Consider the following 19,096-nt stretch of genomic DNA (forward strand, 5'->3'; position numbering starts at 1 on the left):
GGCCTGAAAATTCCGAAATGCAGTAATAGCATATACAACACGTCGAATTGTAATTGCTATGCATTCCCAAACCCGTTTTATGGCAGCTGTTTCTAAAAGCTGCCTGTTTTTGATTACTATCCTGTTTTCCTCAATTCATTCTTCGCCATGCATGGCCCAGGCTATCGACCTGAAAAATGCTGTCCTGATCATCTCTCAGGGCATTTCCTCCCCCCATGAACGAGACGGCCCCGGCGGTATTGACCGGGGAAATCGCGAAAAGGACCGGCATTACGCTCAAAAAAGCGACCGCGTGGCCGAAAGGCAATACCCCGGTAATAGCGCTCGCATTGGTGACAGATAAGGCATTGTTATCGCGCAATGTGCCTGCCGGGGATGGCAAAGGGCCGGAATTTAAGCCGGAAGGTTACCGGATCGTGACTGAGACAGACGGCGCGAATAAGACCGTATGGGTCATCGGGGCGGACACCCGTGGCGTGCTGTTCGGCACGGGATATCTGCTGCGGCATTTGAGAATGAGCAAATCGTATATGGGCAAGCCGCTCGTGGAACTGGCCGGACCTGTGAACACAGCTTCTTCGCCTGCCTATCCTATCCGCGGGCACCAGCTGGGTTACCGCTCCACGGCCAATACTTACGATGCCTGGACAGTCGCGCAGTTTGACCAGTACATCCGTGAACTGGCTATTTTCGGTAGTAACGCGGTGGAAGGGATTCCTTTCCATGAAGATGATAAGCCGAGCCCGCATTTCAAAATTCCTGCCAGGGAAATGCGTATCAAAATGAGTGAAATCTGCCAAAAGTACGATATGGATTACTGGGTATGGACGCCCGCGACATTTGAACTGACCGACAAAGCCAGGCGTCAGGCGGAACTGGATTTGCACGAGCAGTTTTACAAAGAATGTCCCCGCCTCGACCATATCTTTTTTCCCGGCGGCGACCCGGGCGACAACCATCCATCGGAGGTTTTACCATTTATCCGGGAACTTCACACGAAACTGATCAAGTACCACCCGAAGGCCAAAATGTGGATTTCGTTGCAAGGTTTCGACACCGAACAGATCGACTATTTTTACAAATACCTCGAGAGCGAAAAACCCGCCTGGCTGCAAGGCGTGGTGTCAGGCCCGGGCAGCCCGCCGATGGCAGAAACGCGCTACCGGCTGCCGAAGCAATACCAGCACAGGCAATATCCCGACATTACGCATTCGGTGCGCTGCGAATTTCCCGTGGAGAAGTTCGATCAGGCATTTGCATTGACGCTCGGAAGGGAGTCGGTAAATCCGCGGCCCTTTGCATTCGCCAAAATCCATGCGAAATACGCCCCTTTTACGGACGGCTTCATTTCGTATTCCGACGGCAGCCACGACGATGTGAACAAAGTGTTGTGGAGCATGCGTGCCTGGGACCCGCAGATAGACGTGCACCGTATTTTGGAAGAATACAGCGCTTTCTTTTTCGATCAGACGAACGCATCAGCCATTGCCAGCGGCATAGAAGCATTGGAGCAGAACTGGAAAGGCCCGCTGGCGGAGAATGGTGGCGTGGAGATGACCTATTTCAATTGGCGGATTTTTGAAAAAACGGAAGAGGCCCTAGCAAATAACTGGCGCTGGCAAATGCTCTTGTTACGGGCATATTATGATCAATACACCCGCCTGCGTCTTCTTCGTGAACAGGAACTTGAAAAACAGGCCAACGCAATTCTGGCGGCAGCCGATTTAAATACGATAGGACAGTCAATGGATGCCGCCCTGGCCATCGTCAATAAAGCCGATCAGGAACCGGTTGCGCAGGACATTTATAGGTATATCGTCTATTTGAGCGATGCATTGTACACCTCGATAGGTCTGCAAACCAGTACCGAAAAGCATAAGCCACGGAATCCGGAGCGGGGTGTTGTAATGGATTTCGTGCATTACCCGCTCAACAACCGCTGGTGGCTGGCCGATGAATTTGAAAAGATCAGGAAAATGGCCGGTCCGCAGCAGCAACTGGCCCGACTGAAAACCATCGCCTTCTGGGAAAATCCGGGGCCGGGAAGCTATTACGACGATATTTCCAGTGTAGCGAAAGGGCCTCGCGTAAAAACCGTCTCGGAAGATGCTACCGACGTGGCCTGGTGGGATAACGGCAAAAGCCGCAAACGTCTCTCAACCCAGCTGTTCCAGCGCGAGCCCGAGCTTGATTATGACAACCTCGATCCCCGTGCGCGCTACATAATACGCGTAGCGGGCGAAGGCGACGCACTCCTGCGTGTGGACGGGTACCGGCTGTCGCCCGTCGTTTATAACAAAGAACCGGAAACCTTTAAGGAATGGATCGTGCCGTTGTCGCTCACACAGGATGGCAAAATTTCGGTCACGTTCGATGGCCCGGAAGAGTCGCATTTGAACTGGCGCAAGAAGTCCAAGATTTCGGATATATGGTTATTGAAACAGCCATGAGGCGGGGGTAGCCATGCTCCGGCTATTTTTCTTCTTTTGGTATAAAGTGAATGCTGTTGTATACAATAAATCCAGTCAAATCCGCATCTTCGCTCCCCGGGGAGCATTCCGTTTGTAGAAAAATGATTGAAATACACGCAGGAACTCCGGCAGGAGCCGGCAATAGGTCAGAACGGAATCATGGCTATAAGCAGGTAGCACCCGGAGGCTTAATCATGAATGCCCAGGAAGCGGTTCCGAACAAGGAGGCACGCGCCCAGCAAGCCGGCATCTTCGCCTAATTTTGAATGCACGAGCCTTGTGTCGTTACTCACGAGGCTCAGCGAATATTTGTTAATGGCGGTTTTAATAGGCAAACCAATATAATCGCCCGTCGTGAGCAGGCTACCTCCGAGAATCACCAATTCGGGATTAAAAACGTTAATCAGCGAAGCGATACCCCGGCCGATATTCTCTCCCAGTTGCGCGATAAGCTCGATGGCGAGCACGTCGTCGGCAACGGCCGCTTCGATGATATCCTCCATCGTAATATGCGCCGGTTCCGGGATTTTACTTGTAATGAGCGACGAAGAACCTTCACGGATTTTATCACGAAACATCCGCTCCAATGCCCACCCGGCAGCTTCGGTTTCGAGGCAACCCTTTTTGCCGCAGCGGCATATGTACTCATTGTTGAACACAGGCATGTGGCCAAACTCGCCCGCGTAGCCCGATTTCCCATAATATAACCTGCCGTCCATCAGGATACCCACAGCGATACCGTAGTCGAGATTCAGGAAAAGTACATCTTTCTCGTCCTCCACTGCACCGAGGCAAAATTCGCCGTAGGCCATCGCACGGGAGTCGTTTTCGAGGAACACGGGATAGCCGATTTTCTCTTCCACAATTTCGCTCAATGGCCGGTCGTCAAAATGAAAATAGCTGTAACTGTGGCCCGTGCGGTAGTTGATGCGGCCTGAAAGGTTGATGCCGACACCTTTAACCCTTTCCTTCTGAACAGTTAGTTCGTCGATAAAATCGGTGATGTAACGGCACAGCCGATCACGCGATTCCACCGTATTGGCCAGTTCGTACGGCAATTTGCCCGAGTTTTTGGCAAGCGTTTTGTCCAGGTTCAGCAGGCCGATCGTAATGTGGGTTTGTTTGACATCCACACCGATAAAATAGGCGGCGTCCGCCGCCACACCGTACAAGCTCGGCTTCCTGCCGCCGGAAGATTCTATTTTACCATAATCGTTCACCAGGCCTTCGCTCCGCAGCCCATTTACCAACACCGTCACTTTGGGCACGCTGATATTCAGTCGCTTGCCCAGCTCCGGTAACGTCATGCTTCCATGATTGGCCAAGTAACCCAGTATAATACGGGCGGGGTCTTTGGTTTTATAGTTGGCTGTGACACGAAGGGGTCTGCTCATAGGCATCTAAAACAATGGGGCGGCTAAATTAAGGACATATTCATTTTGTTTTATACCCGTTCAGGCCAAAAAACAGGATGAGTGCATAACAGGCCAGCGGCAACATAAAGGCAACCTGCCAGTTATAGTGATCGATGAGCCATCCCTGGCAGAAAGACACGATCGAACCGCCCACAATGGCCGTCGACAACCAGCCCGATGCCCGGGTCGCGTACGACTCAAGTCCTGCCACGGAAAGCGAAAAAATGGTCGCGAACATAATCGAATTAAACAGGCCCACCGCGATCATCGTCCATACCGCCAGGGTTCCCGTAGAACTAACCGAAACTACGATTAGGGTAATGGCGGCCACCGCGGCCGCGCACAGTACGCTGGAAGCCTTTAACGTTTTCAGGATCGCAGCACCGATGAACCGCCCTATAAACATACTGCCCCAATACAATGCCACCATCGTACCCGCGTCGTTCAGCGAGGTCGACGACACATCGACGATGTAGCTCGCCAGAAAAGATCCGATGGAAACTTCGGCGCCGACGTAACAGAACAGCGCGGCAATACCGAACCGCAGGTTACGGAACCCCCAAAGCGGCTTCCCGCCCCCTTCGGTCGCCTGCATCGCCGGCACCGGTAGCCTAAGCCTGCTCACTACCAGCGCGATCGCTATCAGCAACGCAGCAAGCCCCAGGTATGGCAAACGCACGGGCTCGCTGCTCCGCGCCAGCTCGTCCGACTTCGACAAAATGTACATACTCCCGAAAACCGGCGCCACGGTAGTTCCCACAGAACCCACCGCCTGAATCAGGTTGAACCGTGAAGAAGCCGTCTCCGCAGGTCCCAGCAGGGTTATGTACGGGTTGGCAGCAACCTGCAAAAGGACAATTCCGATCGCAAGTACGAACAATGCGGCCAGGAACAGGTAATATTCATGCCACACCGAGGCCGGATAAAACAGCAATGCTCCCAGCGAGGCGACCGCGAAGCCGGCGACCATCCCTTTTTTAAACCCGAATTTGCTCACCAGTATGCCCGCCGGAATAGACATCACGCCGTAAGTCAGGAAAAAATAAAATTGCACCAGTGCCGACTGGGCGTAGGTCAGTTCGAAACTATCCTTAAAAAACGGAACGAGGGTGTCGTTCATACAAGTGATGAACCCCATCATAAAATACAGGATCGCCAGAGTAACCAGCGCAGGCCGGTAGCTCCGGCCGGCTGCCGCCTCCGCCGACGGCCCGGACGTAACGGGTGCGAGTGCCATAGTCAGACGTTCAGGGTTACTTTTGCTTGTATGGCCTCCAACGTCTTCCAGCATTGAAACAGCCCGCGCGGAACGTGGAAGCATCCCTTCCATTTACCTCCCTTTAAGGACAGCAACGGCTCGCCCCGCCGGTTGAGATAGCCAAACCACTCTCCGTGTTCAGGATCGGGGAAGTGGCTCCATGTGTACGCATGTACGCGCTCGAACCACTGCGCGCAACGCTCGTCGCCGGTATGCAGGTAACCTTTCAGCAAGGTAATGAGCGTTTCCATGTGTACCCACCAGAGTTTCTGGTCCCATTCGAGCTGTTGCGGCGGATTCCCTTTTACATCCATAAAGTAGAAAATGCCTCCATACTGCCCGTCCCAGCCATATTCGACGAGCCGAATGGCAATATCAACCGCCCGCTGTGCCAGATTCGCATCGGATGTCCGGCCGGCAAGGTCCATAATGAACCACATCGATTCCAGTCCGTGGCCGGGGTTCACCAGCCTGCCTTCGAACGAATCGGAGAAAGAGCCGTCCGGACTGACATTTTCAAGAATTACGCCCAGCTCCGGCCGGTAAAATTTGTTCATTACGGTGTCGATCCCGCGTTGTATCACTTCATTAACCAGGGACGGCTCCAACAACGACTCGATTTCCAGCACCAGGTTACAGAGGATCATCGGCAGTGCGAAGCTTTCCAACGGCCGGGCGCCGGGCACCGACTTGCTATATATGCCCTTCGGATTGTCCTGTCTTCTTAATATGTTCCGAAAAGTATCGACGGCGATGGTTTTGAATTCCGGATTACCAGTCACTTTATACAACTGCCCGAACGCCATCGTCGCGAAGCAATCTGAGAAAATGCTGTGCGGCTGCATGAGCGGATTACCGTAACGGTCGAGCGAAAAATACCAGTTACCGTTGGCGTCCCGCCCATGCCGCTGCAAAAAAGCAGCGCCCGAAAGCGCCATATCAAGCCATTCGCGCCGCTTTTCAACCTGATTGTAAAGCATGGCAAAGCACCAGACCTGCCGGCATTGCAGCCACATAAACTTGTCGGTATCGAATACCTTCCCTTCGCGGTCGAGGCAGGTAAAAAAGCCGCCGGCTTCGCGGTCCGGGGAATTTTTCATCCAGAAAGGGATCACGTCGTTCAGCAGGGCGTGACGGTACTGGTCTATGTACTTTTCAGGTTGCATGAAAGGTCGGGTTAAGGATTCAGGAATAGTCCCTGATAAGGTTTCAGATTTAAGGAGTTAAGTCGTTTTCGAAATACATCCAGTCTATATGGAACATCGGACCTTTGATTTGTTCGTTTTTAAAAACCAGGTACAAATCATGAACACCCCCTGTCCCGCTTACGGGCAGCAGGACTTCTTTCCAACCCGTTTTCAGATCTTCCAGCCTGCCACCGGGAATCACGACCTGCCCCAGGAGCGTGCCTTCGCGACTATCCTGCCGTAATTCGATCGTCCCGCCGGCGCCGTGTTCCTGAATGCGGAAACGGATATTTTTGATATGCGATAAATCGATCTGGTTGAACCGGGTGTATTTGCCATTGGTGATATTGGCGATATATGAAACGAAACCGGTATTCTGCGTCGCTACCACCACGCCCACATTGCCCTCCTGATAGTCCTCCATCTGGATCAGCGGGTTACGGAGCACGATATGACTGGCCGTTTTCAGCGGGCCGATACCATTCGCCCCCTTGTCTGTATACGATGCCAGCAATACGTAGGCACCTTCATTTCCTTTACCGATATGTTCGGTAAGTTTCATTTGTGTCGCGAGCGGGATATCCCCGGCGCTTTCTCCCAGCGAGAGAATGTACTCCGCTATCTCCTTCGCGCTTTTTTCAGGCAAATCGGCATGCGGCGGCATCGGGTACGAACCCCAGTTTCCGCTTCCCCCTGCGATGATCTTCCTTGCGAGCATGTCCGCTGCAACTGCATTTCCCCTGTACCTTCTGGAAATTTCTTTCAGGGCAGGACCAATGGACTTCGTTTCCACCGTGTGGCAAGCCTTGCAATCCAGCGAAGCGTACAACTTTGCTGTTGCCGCATACCGGATATTTTCTCCTTCCGAGCCCGAAAGCGCCCCTGCCAGGTCCTTGCCGAATGTCAGGTAGTTGAAACTCGCGTGGATTTTGGCCCGCTCGATCTTTCCGTCCTCTTTGTCGGTAACCTTAATGCGGTAGTCGAACGGCGCGTTGTCCCAATAGAAGGTGCGGTTCGCCTTCGTCCCGATCGTCACGTCGGGAGGCGTGTTTCCAATCTTGAATTCGGTAGTGGCAGTACCTTTGCCGCCGTTCTGGTCGGAAACGGTGAGCACTACATTATAAATACCCGGTTTGGTAAAAGTATGCCGGATTTCCTCGCCCGCTAGCTTTTTTGCACCGATCTTCCATTCATAAATCAGTTTGTCGCCGGCGTCGTAATCTCTTGAACCTTTGGCTGAAAGCGTCGCAGTAAACGGTGCCGCCCCGATGGTCTTCCCCGACGAAACGACCGCCACGGGATTGCGGTTGCCCTCGGCGTATTCGACCCGGATTATGCCTGAATCGGTATTACGTGCGAACCAGTTGGTACCATAAGCGAGCAGATAAATAGCCCCGTCCGGCGCGATCTGCATATCGATCGGCGCAACGACTTTCAATTGCGGCAGGAACGGCTCCATACGCACATAATTGCCGTTCGCATCCATTGTCACGGCCATGATCCATTTCCGGATCCATTCGAAGATGAAGAGCTTACCATTGTAATATTCGGGCAGCTTGTAAGGCGCATCGGGATACAAATCGCTGTAATATACCGGTCCGGCCATCGCGCTGGCCCCGCCCTTTCCAACCAGCGGGTATTTTCTGGAAGGACCTTTACCATACCAAATGAATGCGGGCTGCGCAGGGGGCAACTCACGAATGCCGGTATTATGCGGCGAATCATTGATGGGTCTTTGCGGATCTTTGCCCGGACCTTCCTTTTTTGTCGCAAAATCGTAGTCGGGAAACACTTCGTTATCTCCCAGAAAATAAGGATACCCGAAGAATCCCGGCTTACGTGCCTGGTTAATTTCGTCGTAACTCATTTTTCCCTCGCTCCCGGGTACCTCCGTATCCGGCCCCACATCGCCCCAGTACAGGTATCTGGTTTTAGGATCGACCGAAATCCGGAACGGGTTTCTCACGCCCATAACATAAATTTCAGGCTTGCCCCGTGAGCCGTCCTTCGGGAAAAGGTTACCGTCCGGAATACTGTAAGTACCATCGGGCTCGGGTTTGATCCGCAGGATCTTGCCCCGGTAATCGTTACTGTTTGCCGTCGCCGCCTGATCGTCCGAAAGCTCCCGACCCGGACGTTCATCGATCGGCGTATGGCCTTCGATTTCCTCGGCATTGGTATTGTCCCCGATCGAGAGATACAGCAAGCCATCCGAAAAAGTGATGTATCCGGCCGAATGGCAGCAGTACTTGCGCTGGGTCGGGATTTCCAGCAGTACTTTTTTGGACTCCTGGACCAGCTTCCTGCCTTTCAGCTCGAAGCGCGCCAGATGGCTCACGCTTTTCTCGCCGCCGACGCCATAATAGAAATAGATCCAGTTATTATTTTTAAAATCAGGGTCTATCGCAACACCCAACAAACCATCCTCGATCCCGCTGAACACATTGAACTGCGCGATAGTCGAGAGCTCCCTGGTTGCATTGTCGAAATACCGGACCGCTCCTTTCCGCTCTGCAATGACCACGTCGTAGTTGGGCAGAATCGCCATTTCCATCGGCTCGTCGAGCCCGGATACCAACGAAGTGTAGGTAAACCTGCTCGAATCCGGCCCTTCCGGGAGCGCAGCCGCACGAACCGGTCCGGGATGGTCTACCTGCCGGAACAACGGCCTGTCATGCCGCGCCACCGAAGCCACACAAAGCCCCCCGGCAAGCAAAAGACCAATCGAAGATTTCATTTTTTTCACCCGATAAACTTAATAAAATGATTTATGAAATATGACGCTATGTGGGATTTAATTTTGAATAATGAATGACCGAATATGTGAATGAGCCGCCGTGGAACGTGAATGAGTGAATGAGTGAATGTGTGATAGTCAATGAATGGCTTAATGAATGACTGATATTTACCTATGCCTCACAAGACAATACAACACCTGACATACCTGACCACACCTGACCTTTTATTCCCTCATTCAAAATTCAATCATTCAATCATTCCCCATTCCACGGCGGCTCATTCACTCAATAGTTCGGATTCTGTACAATGGAGCCTCCCGAGCGGTCGATCTCCACCTGCGGGATAGGGAACACTTCGTTCCTGCCGGCGGTGAAATTGCCACCTTTTCCGTTCGAAAATGGTTTGGCGGAGTACGCTTTCATCGTTGGCACCAGTGTGTTCCAGCGCATAAGGTCGAACAGGCGGTGATATTCCATAGCCAGCTCAACGCGGCGCTCATGACGCACGGCCTTGCGGAGGTCGTCGCTCACTTTAACGTCGGGCAATTGTTTTTCGGCCACTTTCAATACCCTTGATGCCGCCTCCGTATCCTTCCGCGAAGAGTTTGATGCCCGTCGGCGGACCTGATTGATGTAATTCACCGCTTCGGCCTTGTCGCCGCCGCTTTCGATCAACGCCTCGGCGTACATCAGGAGCACGTCGGCATAGCGGATCGGGTGGTAGGTCCACGCATCGTTGCCCCAGCCCTGCCCGCGCCGCGATTCGGGCAGGTATACTTTGCGGTTATGATACCCCGTGTTCGGATAGGTCGAGAAATCGAGGACTTCCTTGGTGCCATTCAGCTTGGGAAACTGGTCGCCGGGTTGCAAAATAGTGAATAACAACCGGGGGTCGCCTTCTTCGAACTCATTCACCAGGTCCTGGGTCGGCAAATCAAAGCCCCAGCCACCGGTAGCGCCCCGCGGCGAACAATACACATTGATCGTGCTGCCGTGGATCGGAACCGCCGGATCGTCGCCCATGATGATTGAAAACACAGCTTCTTTTGTCTTATAACCGTTTTCCAGGAATATCTCCTGAAACTGCGGATGCAATGCGAAAGCGCCCGAATCGATCACCTTCCTGGCCGCGTCGCGCGCCTTGGCAAAAAGCGTCGCATCGTCTTTGGCAAAAAACAGGTATGTCTTTGCCAGCAGCGCCCAGGCAGCCTCTTTCGTAGCACGGCCCAGTTCCGATGTTTGCAGACTGGCCGCTGAAAGCATTGTGGGGTCGTTTGCAACAGCGGTGAGTTCGGCTTCTATAAATTGAAACACTTCAGTGGCCGGCGCGCGGTTGAGTTTTGTACGGTCATCAACCGTCAACGTCTTGGTAACCAGCGGCACACCGCCGAATACCCGCACGAGGTCCAGATAGAAGAATGCTCTCAGAAAGCGGATTTCCGCCAGATAACGGCTCTTGAGATTTGCCGCAAGCGGGGCACCGGTAGCATCGATGAGGTTCGCCTCGGGCAGGCGCTCCAGCGCGACATTACAGTTTCCGATCGCATTGTAACGGGCCGTCCAGTATCCTGCAAGGGTTTCATTGGACGAAAGCGCCCGCCCGAAACCCAGGTCGGTCACAAACGGACGGTCGCCGGCATCGGAACCGCCTTTGTCGGCGTCGTCGGTAGCCATATTCCCCAGCTCGGCACGGGCGGCTTCGTATCCCCAGAAATCGTTCACAAACCCGCGGTAACAGGTTACCAGCGACTTAAAGCCGGCGTCGGGCGATTTATAGAACGTTTCGTCCGTAAGGTTGCCGGGCGGCGTGCGGTCGAGGAACTCGTCGGAGCAGGAAGATCCGGCAAGCACAAGACATGACGCGAGTATAATTGTCGATAACTTTTTCATGATGAATAGATTAGAATTTAGCATTGATACCAAACATCCACGTGCGTGCTTGCGGGAAATAGCCTTGGTCGATACCCGTCAGCTTCGGGTCCGTGGAACCCATTTCAGGATCGAGGCCGCTGTATTTGGTGATCGTGAACATGTTTTGCGCACCGATGTAGAATCGTACCTGCTTGATTTTCGCCTTTTGAAGCAAAGCGCCCGGCAAGCTGTAACCCAGCTGGATGTTTTTCATGCGCAGATACGACCCGTCTTCGACAAAGTACTGGGACACATTGGTATTCAACCCGGCATTCTGCGAAATTTTATAATACTCATTCGTGCTGCCCGGACCATTCCATGCCTTTTCCAGAAACCCTTTCGGCGCATTGTACCAACCCGTGCCGGCTTCGGTATCGTAGCGCAGGATGTTCATCACATCGTTGCCCTGCGATCCTTGCAGGAATGCATTGATATCAAATCCCTTGTAGGCCGCATTCAGCGTTAACCCATAAATAAAGTCCGGCCAGGGATTACCGATTTTTGTACGGTCATCTGCATTGAGCAACTGGTCGCCGTTGATGTTTTTGAAACGGATATCTCCCGGCGTCGAAAGGCCTTTTTGCGCGCTCGCATTCACCTCGTCCTGCGTCTGGAAAATACCGTCCGTCAGCCAGCCGAAATAGTACCCTACCGGCATCCCTTCCTCGGTTTTAGTGATGGTTTCCCCTAAATGCGCGGTGGAATAGATCGGCTCGCCGCCGCCCAGGGTGGTCACTTTGTTAGTGAAAGTCGACAGCGTAGCCTTGATGCCATACCGGAAACCAGCCACTTCATCGTCATAACCAATCGCGAAATCCCAACCTTTGTTAACCATCTTGCCCGCATTCGACCAGGGGAAATTGGGGTATCCCAATGTAGTCGGCAGCGGTACTACGAGCAGCATATTATCGATCGCCTTTTTAAAGTAGTCGGCCGTCAGCGTCAGTTTGTTGTTCAAAAAAGCCAGGTCTATGCCGATATCAGTCTGGTTCGAAGTTTCCCATTGCAAAATCGGGTTACCGATACTATTGCGGCCCGCACCCATATACCAGGTTTTATTGTCGCCGAAAAGATAGCGGCTATTGTTTCCGTAAGTCGACAAATAAGCGCCATTGCCGATATTCTGGTTGCCGATCTGCCCGTAGCTGGCGCGCAGCTTGCCTTCGGAAAGCCATTTCAGGCCTGCGTCTTTGAAGAACGCCTCGTTGGTAAAGTTCCATGCCGCCGAAATCGACGGGAAAGTACCCCAGCGATAATCTCTGGCGAACCGGGAAGTACCGTCGCGGCGCACGTTAGCCGTAAGCACATATTTACCGCCAAACGAGTAGCTTATACGACCAAAATAGGAATTCAACGCATTTGAATAGGTGTACCCCGATGCTCCGGGATTGATCGTGGCGGCATTAATGATCCGCATGTCTTCCTCATTGTTGACGATCCCCTGCTTGGAAGCACCGTATTCCAGTCCTTTCGTCAATTCGGCGGAAGTACCGGCCAAAATATTCAGGCGGTGCTGGCCCCAGGCCTGGTCGAAGGCCAGCGTATTCTCCCAAACGAAGTAATTGGACCAATACGAATAGTTGCTTACCGTGTTATAAGTTGCGTAGTCGTAACCATTCAGGTAATACTGCGGCGTGAAACCCTTTGAAAGGCCCCGGTGAATATCCAGCCCGAAATTGCTGCGGAATTTGAGTGGTTCAAAAATCTTCACTTCCAGGTTAGCACCGCCTTTCATACTGATCCCTTCCCAAATGCTCTGCCGCATCCGCTCGATCTGGCCCACAGGGTTCGGCTTGTTGGAATACAAAATCCCCGCGTACCGCGAAAACGGATTGCTGGCATCGTAGCCCTGCATGATGGTCTGGTAAAAGGATGGAATATCTTTCAGGTTGTCCCGATATACCGGCGTAATCGGGTCGGCGGTCATCGCACTGAAAATCGTCCCGGAATAGGGATTGTTTTCATCGATATTGCGGCGACTTTCGTACACCACGGCAATGTTGCTCCCGAGGCGCACCCGATCGTTAATGTCCGCATTCACATTATTACGCCAGGAAATCCTCCGGTAATCCGATCCGCGCACGATCCCTTTCTGATCCATATAACCCAATGCCGAAGCGAAATCGACTTTTTTGCTGCCACCGGAAACAGTGATGTTATAGCTCTGCACCGGCGCATTCTCGTGAATGATCTGCTTCCACCAGTCGGTACCGTCCGGTCCGGTGTTAGCGCGCACGAAATTCAGGGCCTGCGTTTTCATGTCGGGCGAAATCGGCGGGGTAACGCCCACAGCCTCGGCCGCGCGGTTCTTATAATTGATAAACTCTTCCGCATTCAGCATGTGCGGACGCTTCCAGGGCGACTGCAAGCCATAATAGCTGTCGAACGAAACACTCATTGCTTCCGACTTCGCCCCTCTTTTTGTAGTAATGATCACCAGACCATTCGATGCGCGCGAACCATATATAGCTGCTGCCGAGGCATCCTTGTGGATATCGATCGTTTCGATGTCGTTGGGGTTCAGCCAGCCGATGCCTGTTTGTGGCAGGCCGTCGACGATATACAGCGGCTCGTTGGAGTTGTTGATCGAACCGATCCCTCGTATACGCACAACGCCCCCGGAACCCGGGCTACCGCTCGACTGCGTCACCATAACGCCCGCGGCCTTTCCCTGCAACACGTCCGAAGCCGACCGCACCGGCATGTTGCGGATTTCATCGCCGCCTACGGAAGCTACCGAACCGGTCACATCCTTTTTCGAGACCGTTCCATAACCTACCACCACCACTTCCGAAAGTGATTTGGAATCCGTCGACAACTTCATATCTATTACCGAGCGGTTTTCGACTGCTGCTTCCGCCGAAAGATAGCCGATGAACGAAAACACAAGCGTCGCATTCTCAGGCACATTCGCGAGCTCGTACCGGCCTTCCCCGTTGGTCGTCGTACCGGTGCCGGAGCCTTTCACCACTACGCTCGCACCGGGCAGGGGTTCGCCTGTAACGGCATCCGCCACTACCCCCGTAACGGTAAGCGCCACATCGGCAGCCTTACGCCCCGGTGCATCTTTTAAAAGCGACGCCAGCGTGCTCACCGGCTGCGCCATCTGCAAATGCGCCGATGGTTGCTGCTCCCGGGAAGTTTTCTCTTCGGCATCGGGCTGGCCGCCGGCCTTTTCGGTCGCGTCGTCCTTTGCGTAAATCACATAAAAATTATCGCGCAGCTTCTTGTAAGCCAGGTTATTCGGTTCGAGGACTTTCCGAAGCAATTGTTCCAGCGAACCGGCTTTCCCGGATTCCTTCACGGTCTTTCCGACCACATAGCCGGAGTTGTACAAGAAAGAGACATTAAACTGTTTTTCCAGCTCCCGGAGCTTCGATTCCAGGGACACCGCCTGGCGCGGCCGGACATCGCTGCCGGCGTCTGCCCGGTCGAGCCTCGACAGCGCGACAGACTGCGCCTGTACCGCTGGTACGGCACAACAGCAAATGGCGATCAGGTTAAGCGTAGTGATCAGTCGTTTCATAGGCGAAGCGCTTTATTAGGGTTAGTTTAAATGGCTGAAATCCGAACACGAATTATATTATTCGGCCGTTCCGATTATAGAGTACCGTTTCGTTTGGCTTACCGCCATCCGTATCGAAAGTTTTTTTGAAAATTTTCAGACAGACCGGCGAGGCATCATTTTTTTTTCCTGATAACAGGCTATTTGAGCCAAAACATTCGATATTTCAAACAACTTAATAAATTAAAATATTAATTTGACAATAAAAATATAGCCCCCGTGAGCTATGCAATTCCTTTACCTGGATCTCGGTTCGATGATGAGTTGGTCGCCTTCGCGTGTGATGCTGACCGCCGAGGCTTCGGCGATTCCCTGAAGAAGGATTTCCACATTATCCGTGGGAACGGAACCTGATATCCGGCGGTCGAGGAGATCGGGGTGGCTGGTTTCGGTTTCAAAGCCGTAGGTATCCCTCAATATCGCAGCCACTTCCCCGAGAGAAGTGTTTTTAAATACGAGCTTATGATCTTTCCATGACGAGTACAGGTCCGTTTGAACGCGCTTCCGCTCGTAATCCGCCGGTTCTTTACGGAATTGAACCATTTCACCCGGTCTCAGAACAAGCGTTTCAGCTCCCGAACCGCCTATGTTGCATTGCACCTTTCCCTCGTCGAGCACGATGCGGGTGCCGCTGCTGCGCTTGCTTACATTGAATTGCGTTCCCAGCACATCGAGGCTGAAATCGGCTCCGGTACGCACGCGGAACCTGCGGTGGTCGCGCGTGTGCACGATTTTGAAATAAGCCTCTCCTTCGAGCCGCACTTCCCGCAATTCGGCCCACCCGGCGTCATACGACAGCACCGAATTGCCGTTCAAAGTTACCTCGGAGCCATCGGGAAGCGTAAGCGCCCGCGTCTCGCCGAAGCCCGTCCGCTCAACTATCCGCCCGTTCCGCCTGCTTATCAGATATATACCGACGCCCGCGACGATCACGAGCAATACCGCCGCCGCGATCCTGCCGAACCATCCCCGCCACGAGTGCAGCGGCAGGGCCGGCCGGGGTGCTTCCGCCTGAACGCGCGCGAGGATCTTCTCTTCCAGGGCGGAGAGGGCATTGGCCGAAAGCCCGTCCGTAAAAGCCGGGCGCGCCTCGCCGGAACGGTACCAGGCTTCGAGCTCTTCCGCCTCGCCGGGCAAAAGCCGACCTGTTTTGTCCCTTTCCAATAAATACAGCAAGCGATTTTTGTCCATTCGTCGATATACTTCTCCGCTTTTGATAAAGTAACATTGCGCCCCGGCTACCGCCATTGGGGCCGGTATAATTTTTCAGTAATCGTACAAACCCCACATTTCCAGCATAATGCATATCCAGGCATAATCCCTCAGGCTTTCGCGCAGGATTTTCAGGGCGCGGCCCATCTGCTTTTCCACCGTATCCACCGGTATATTCTCCTGCGCCGCGATTTCCCTTGTAGGTAAGGTGTTCCTTTCTGCTCAGGACGTACACTTTCCGCAATTTGTCGGGTAAATTCCCGATACTGACTTCCAGTGCCCGGGAGAGTTCCTCGTAATAAAGGTGGTCTTCGATATAGTTACTATCGCCCGCAGGCGTTTGCAGCAAATATTCAAGGTAGGCGTCCCTGATTTTGCGGGAACGTATCAGATTATAAATACTGTAACGCAACGCGCCGAAAAGATAGGATTCGAGCGAGACCGATATCAGCAGGGTTTCGCGTTTGGTCCAGAGATCCGTGAAAATCTCCTGGATAAGTTCCTCGCATTCCTCCCGCAGCATGATCCGCCGATAGGCCGCATCGAACAGCCTGCGCCAGTATTTGCGGTACAATGCGGCAAAAGCGTCGCTGTCGCCCCCTTGCATGCGGGCAAGCAGAATCTCGTCGGCGTTATGTGGATTTTCAGGAATGATCGTGTCGGAAGGTTTAGGAATTGCAAGTTCGGTTATCCGGCGGTTAAAACCGCCGGGAATGGACGAGTTTTTTAATAGGGATGCCTGAATTATGGATTCCTGACGAAAGTCAGTTTTTCCCGGCACCCGCCGTCATCCGTTCCACTGGCCGTTAGCTCCAATTTTGGGCAAAGGTTAACAACATCATGACCATGAGCATATGGGCGGCCCCGGAGGCCACTTCCGATACCCGGCATGTTTGCTACCATTGCGGAGAAGATTGCCGCGACGGAGTGCTGCATTCCGACAACCACGACTTTTGCTGCGATGGCTGCCTGACGGTCTATGACCTGCTGAAAGAGAGCGGTCTTTGCCAATATTACGCCATCGAAGGATCGCGGGGCATATCCCCCGCCGCTTCGTTCTACCAGGGAAAATACGATCACCTCGACCTGCCCGAAGTGCGTGACAGGATGATCGAGTTTACGGATGGCCGGTTGACGACCGTTTACTGGTATTTTCCCAAAATGCATTGCAGCTCGTGTATCTGGCTCCTCGAACACCTTTATCGCCTTGCTCCCGCAGTGCGGAGTTCGGTGGTGAATTTCCCCGAAAAAAAGTGCGGATTACGTTCGACGCCCCCGCATTGCGCCTGAGCGAGCTGGCGGCATTGCTGGCCCGGGTCGGCTACGAACCCTACCTGAGTATGGAAGACCTCTCAGGCAAGAAAAACGGCAAATGGAACCGTACGCGGCTTTACAAGATCGGCATCGCGGGATTCGCATTCGGGAATATCATGATGCTGAGCTTTCCGGAATATTTCCATTTGGGGCGAAATACTTCGGACCAAAACCTGCGGATGCTCTTTGGCGTGCTCAACCTCGCTTTGAGTTTGCCGGTGCTGTTTTACTGTGCCGCGGATTTTTACAAATCGGCCTGGGCGGCGCTCAAAGGGAAGTATCTGAATATCGATGCGCCGATTGCCCTGGCCCTGAGCTGCGTGTTCCTGATCAGCGTCTACCAACTGGCGACACAAAACGGCCCCGGCTACCTCGATTCATTTGCGGGAGCCGTGTTTTTCATGCTCGTTGGCCGCTATTTTCAGGATAAAACCTACGCCGGGGTCTCATTTGACCGCGACTATAAATCCTATTTTCCCGTGGCCGTTTCCGTACCGGGCGACACCGGTGAAACCCGTAAACCCATTACCGACCTCCGGAAAGGCGACAGGATGCTTGTTCGCAACGAAGAACTGATCCCCGCCGATGCGGTGTTGTTAAGTGCCGTGGCAATGATCGATTACAGTTTTGTTTCCGGCGAATCGCAGCCTGTGGAGAGGCGGAAAGGCGACACTATTTATGCGGGCGGAAAGCAAAAAGGTGCAGCCATCGAACTGGAAGTGCTTCGCGCGGTTTCGCAGAGCTACCTCACCCAGCTTTGGAACAACGAAGCATTTTCCCGCGAGAAAGACGACGCCGGCAAATCGCTTGCCGCACGCATCAACCGCTACTTTTCACTGATCGTGCTCGGCATTGCCGCAATTACTTTTCTGGTGTGGTTTTTTGTATTTCAAAATCCCGAAACCGCATTCCTGGCATTCACTACTACCCTGCTGGTGGCCTGCCCCTGCGCATTGCTGCTTTCTTCCACTTTCACGAACGGCAACCTGCTGAGCGTTTTCAGCCGTAACCGCTTTTATCCCAGAAACGCACACAGCATCGAGCGCCTGGCACATATCGATGCTGTGGTTTTTGATAAAACAGGCACCATTACTTTGCCCGACGATGCGGAAATCGACTTCACCGGTGAATCGCCGACGCGGGATGAACTGGTGATGGTCAAGTCGCTGGTGGGGCAATCGTCGCACCCGTTGAGCCGGTTGCTGGCGAAGTATCTGGCGGACGTTCCGGCCAGCCGGCGTGTTTTAAGCGGCTTTTCCGAAACGGGCGGTAAAGGAATGAGCGCTCAATGGGGTTTACAAACCGTGAAGATCGGGTCGGCAAGCTGGGTTGGCGGCGTCGTGAACGAGGCCGCCGGGCAGCAATTGAGCCGGGTGTATGTTTCGATCGACGACGTTGTAAAAGGATATTTCACGATCCGCAGCAAATACAGACCGGAGCTTCCCCGGACACTCCGGGCATTACAGGAGGCCGGCATCCGCACCTACCTGCTCTCGGGCGACCGCCCGACCGACCGCGATCTGCTGGCACCGCTATTCGGCGAACACGCATTGCTCTTATTTAACCAAAAGCCCGAACAAAAGCTGGATTTTGTGCGCAAACTGCAAGAGGAAGGCCGCCATGTGCTGATGGTCGGCGACGGCCTGAACGACGCGGGCGCACTCCGCCAAAGCGATGTGGGGCTGGCCGTTTCCGACGACATCAATAACTTCTCGCCTTCCTGTGACGCCATTGCGGAAGGGAGCCAGCTCAGTTTATTGCCGGGCTATATTGCCCTCGCCCGGAGCGGCCAGCGCATTATCCGGCAAAGTTTCGTCATTTCATTGATTTACAACATCCTGGGATTGTCATTCGCGGTTACGGGCCATCTATCGCCGGTTATCGCGGCTATTCTTATGCCCGCCAGCTCGATCACTATCGTGGTGTTCACGACGCTCGCCAGCAATGCAGCCGCGCGGCTGCACCTTAAAAACTGACCAATGTCATAAACCGGACATAGTACCAGTCATGCATTGCCAGCCATGC

The 19,096-nt window shown here is 53.4% G+C and carries 10 protein-coding genes and 1 pseudogene; 3 read left to right on the plus strand and 8 right to left on the minus strand.

Annotated elements, in window-relative coordinates; genetic code table 11:
* The first annotated feature begins 215 nt into the window (after positions 1–215).
* A complete protein-coding gene (locus tag ABV298_RS05865) occupies positions 216–2,450 on the plus strand; it encodes a hypothetical protein (RefSeq protein WP_353721234.1) in 2,235 nt (744 codons plus the stop codon).
* A 209-nt stretch (positions 2,451–2,659) separates the two neighbouring features.
* On the opposite strand, the gene ABV298_RS05870 is transcribed toward ABV298_RS05865, so the two are convergent.
* The 8 genes and pseudogenes from ABV298_RS05870 to ABV298_RS05905 form a co-directional block, all read right to left on the minus strand.
* On the minus strand, positions 2,660–3,865 hold the full coding sequence (locus tag ABV298_RS05870) for an ROK family transcriptional regulator (RefSeq protein ID WP_353721235.1): 1,206 nt from the start codon (positions 3,863–3,865) through the stop codon (positions 2,660–2,662).
* A gap of 40 nt (positions 3,866–3,905) precedes the next feature.
* On the minus strand, positions 3,906–5,123 hold the full coding sequence (locus ABV298_RS05875) for a sugar MFS transporter (protein ID WP_353721236.1): 1,218 nt from the start codon (positions 5,121–5,123) through the stop codon (positions 3,906–3,908).
* A 2-nt stretch (positions 5,124–5,125) separates the two neighbouring features.
* The gene (locus ABV298_RS05880) at positions 5,126–6,310 is read right to left on the minus strand and encodes an AGE family epimerase/isomerase (RefSeq protein ID WP_353721237.1); all 1,185 of its coding nucleotides are present in this window, start codon (positions 6,308–6,310) and stop codon (positions 5,126–5,128) included.
* A gap of 49 nt (positions 6,311–6,359) precedes the next feature.
* The gene (locus tag ABV298_RS05885) at positions 6,360–9,068 is read right to left on the minus strand and encodes a PQQ-dependent sugar dehydrogenase (RefSeq protein WP_353721238.1); all 2,709 of its coding nucleotides are present in this window, start codon (positions 9,066–9,068) and stop codon (positions 6,360–6,362) included.
* Between the two features lie 286 nt (positions 9,069–9,354).
* Positions 9,355–10,959 (minus strand): RagB/SusD family nutrient uptake outer membrane protein, encoded by a 1,605-nt coding sequence (locus ABV298_RS05890; protein ID WP_353721239.1) that lies wholly within the window; start codon positions 10,957–10,959, stop codon positions 9,355–9,357.
* A gap of 10 nt (positions 10,960–10,969) precedes the next feature.
* Entirely contained in the window at positions 10,970–14,506 is a 3,537-nt protein-coding gene (locus tag ABV298_RS05895) for a SusC/RagA family TonB-linked outer membrane protein (protein ID WP_353721240.1), read from the minus strand.
* Between the two features lie 276 nt (positions 14,507–14,782).
* Complete coding sequence (locus ABV298_RS05900; protein ID WP_353721241.1) at positions 14,783–15,736, minus strand: FecR domain-containing protein; 954 nt, start codon at positions 15,734–15,736, stop codon at positions 14,783–14,785.
* 229 nt (positions 15,737–15,965) lie between these two features.
* Positions 15,966–16,364 (minus strand): annotated as a pseudogene (locus ABV298_RS05905) (sigma-70 family RNA polymerase sigma factor); the annotation flags it as partial.
* A gap of 239 nt (positions 16,365–16,603) precedes the next feature.
* Here ABV298_RS05905 and ABV298_RS05910 point away from each other — a divergent pair.
* Together ABV298_RS05910 and ABV298_RS05915 are read left to right on the plus strand one after the other, a co-directional pair.
* A complete protein-coding gene (locus ABV298_RS05910) occupies positions 16,604–17,047 on the plus strand; it encodes a heavy metal translocating P-type ATPase metal-binding domain-containing protein (RefSeq protein ID WP_353721242.1) in 444 nt (147 codons plus the stop codon).
* Positions 17,011–19,047, plus strand: coding sequence for an HAD-IC family P-type ATPase (locus tag ABV298_RS05915; RefSeq protein WP_353721243.1), 2,037 nt, complete (start codon positions 17,011–17,013; stop codon positions 19,045–19,047). Before ABV298_RS05910 ends, ABV298_RS05915 begins: the two co-directional genes overlap by 37 nt.
* The last annotated feature ends 49 nt before the right edge of the window (positions 19,048–19,096 follow it).

The sequence above is a fragment of the Dyadobacter sp. 676 genome, from assembly GCF_040448675.1.
Classification (GTDB): Bacteria; Bacteroidota; Bacteroidia; order Cytophagales; family Spirosomataceae; genus Dyadobacter.

Excerpts from the sequence above, each read along its gene's own strand:
- ABV298_RS05885 (WP_353721238.1), bottom strand. The coding sequence starts at position 9,068 with ATGAAATCTTCGATTGGTCTTTTGCTTGCCGGGGGGCTTTGTGTGGCT.
- ABV298_RS05870 (WP_353721235.1), bottom strand. The coding sequence starts at position 3,865 with ATGAGCAGACCCCTTCGTGTCACAGCCAACTATAAAACCAAAGACCCC.
- ABV298_RS05890 (WP_353721239.1), bottom strand. The coding sequence starts at position 10,959 with ATGAAAAAGTTATCGACAATTATACTCGCGTCATGTCTTGTGCTTGCC.
- ABV298_RS05865 (WP_353721234.1), top strand. The coding sequence starts at position 216 with ATGAACGAGACGGCCCCGGCGGTATTGACCGGGGAAATCGCGAAAAGG.
- ABV298_RS05875 (WP_353721236.1), bottom strand. The coding sequence starts at position 5,123 with ATGGCACTCGCACCCGTTACGTCCGGGCCGTCGGCGGAGGCGGCAGCC.
- ABV298_RS05880 (WP_353721237.1), bottom strand. The coding sequence starts at position 6,310 with ATGCAACCTGAAAAGTACATAGACCAGTACCGTCACGCCCTGCTGAAC.
- ABV298_RS05895 (WP_353721240.1), bottom strand. The coding sequence starts at position 14,506 with ATGAAACGACTGATCACTACGCTTAACCTGATCGCCATTTGCTGTTGT.
- ABV298_RS05900 (WP_353721241.1), bottom strand. The coding sequence starts at position 15,736 with ATGGACAAAAATCGCTTGCTGTATTTATTGGAAAGGGACAAAACAGGT.
- ABV298_RS05910 (WP_353721242.1), top strand. The coding sequence starts at position 16,604 with ATGAGCATATGGGCGGCCCCGGAGGCCACTTCCGATACCCGGCATGTT.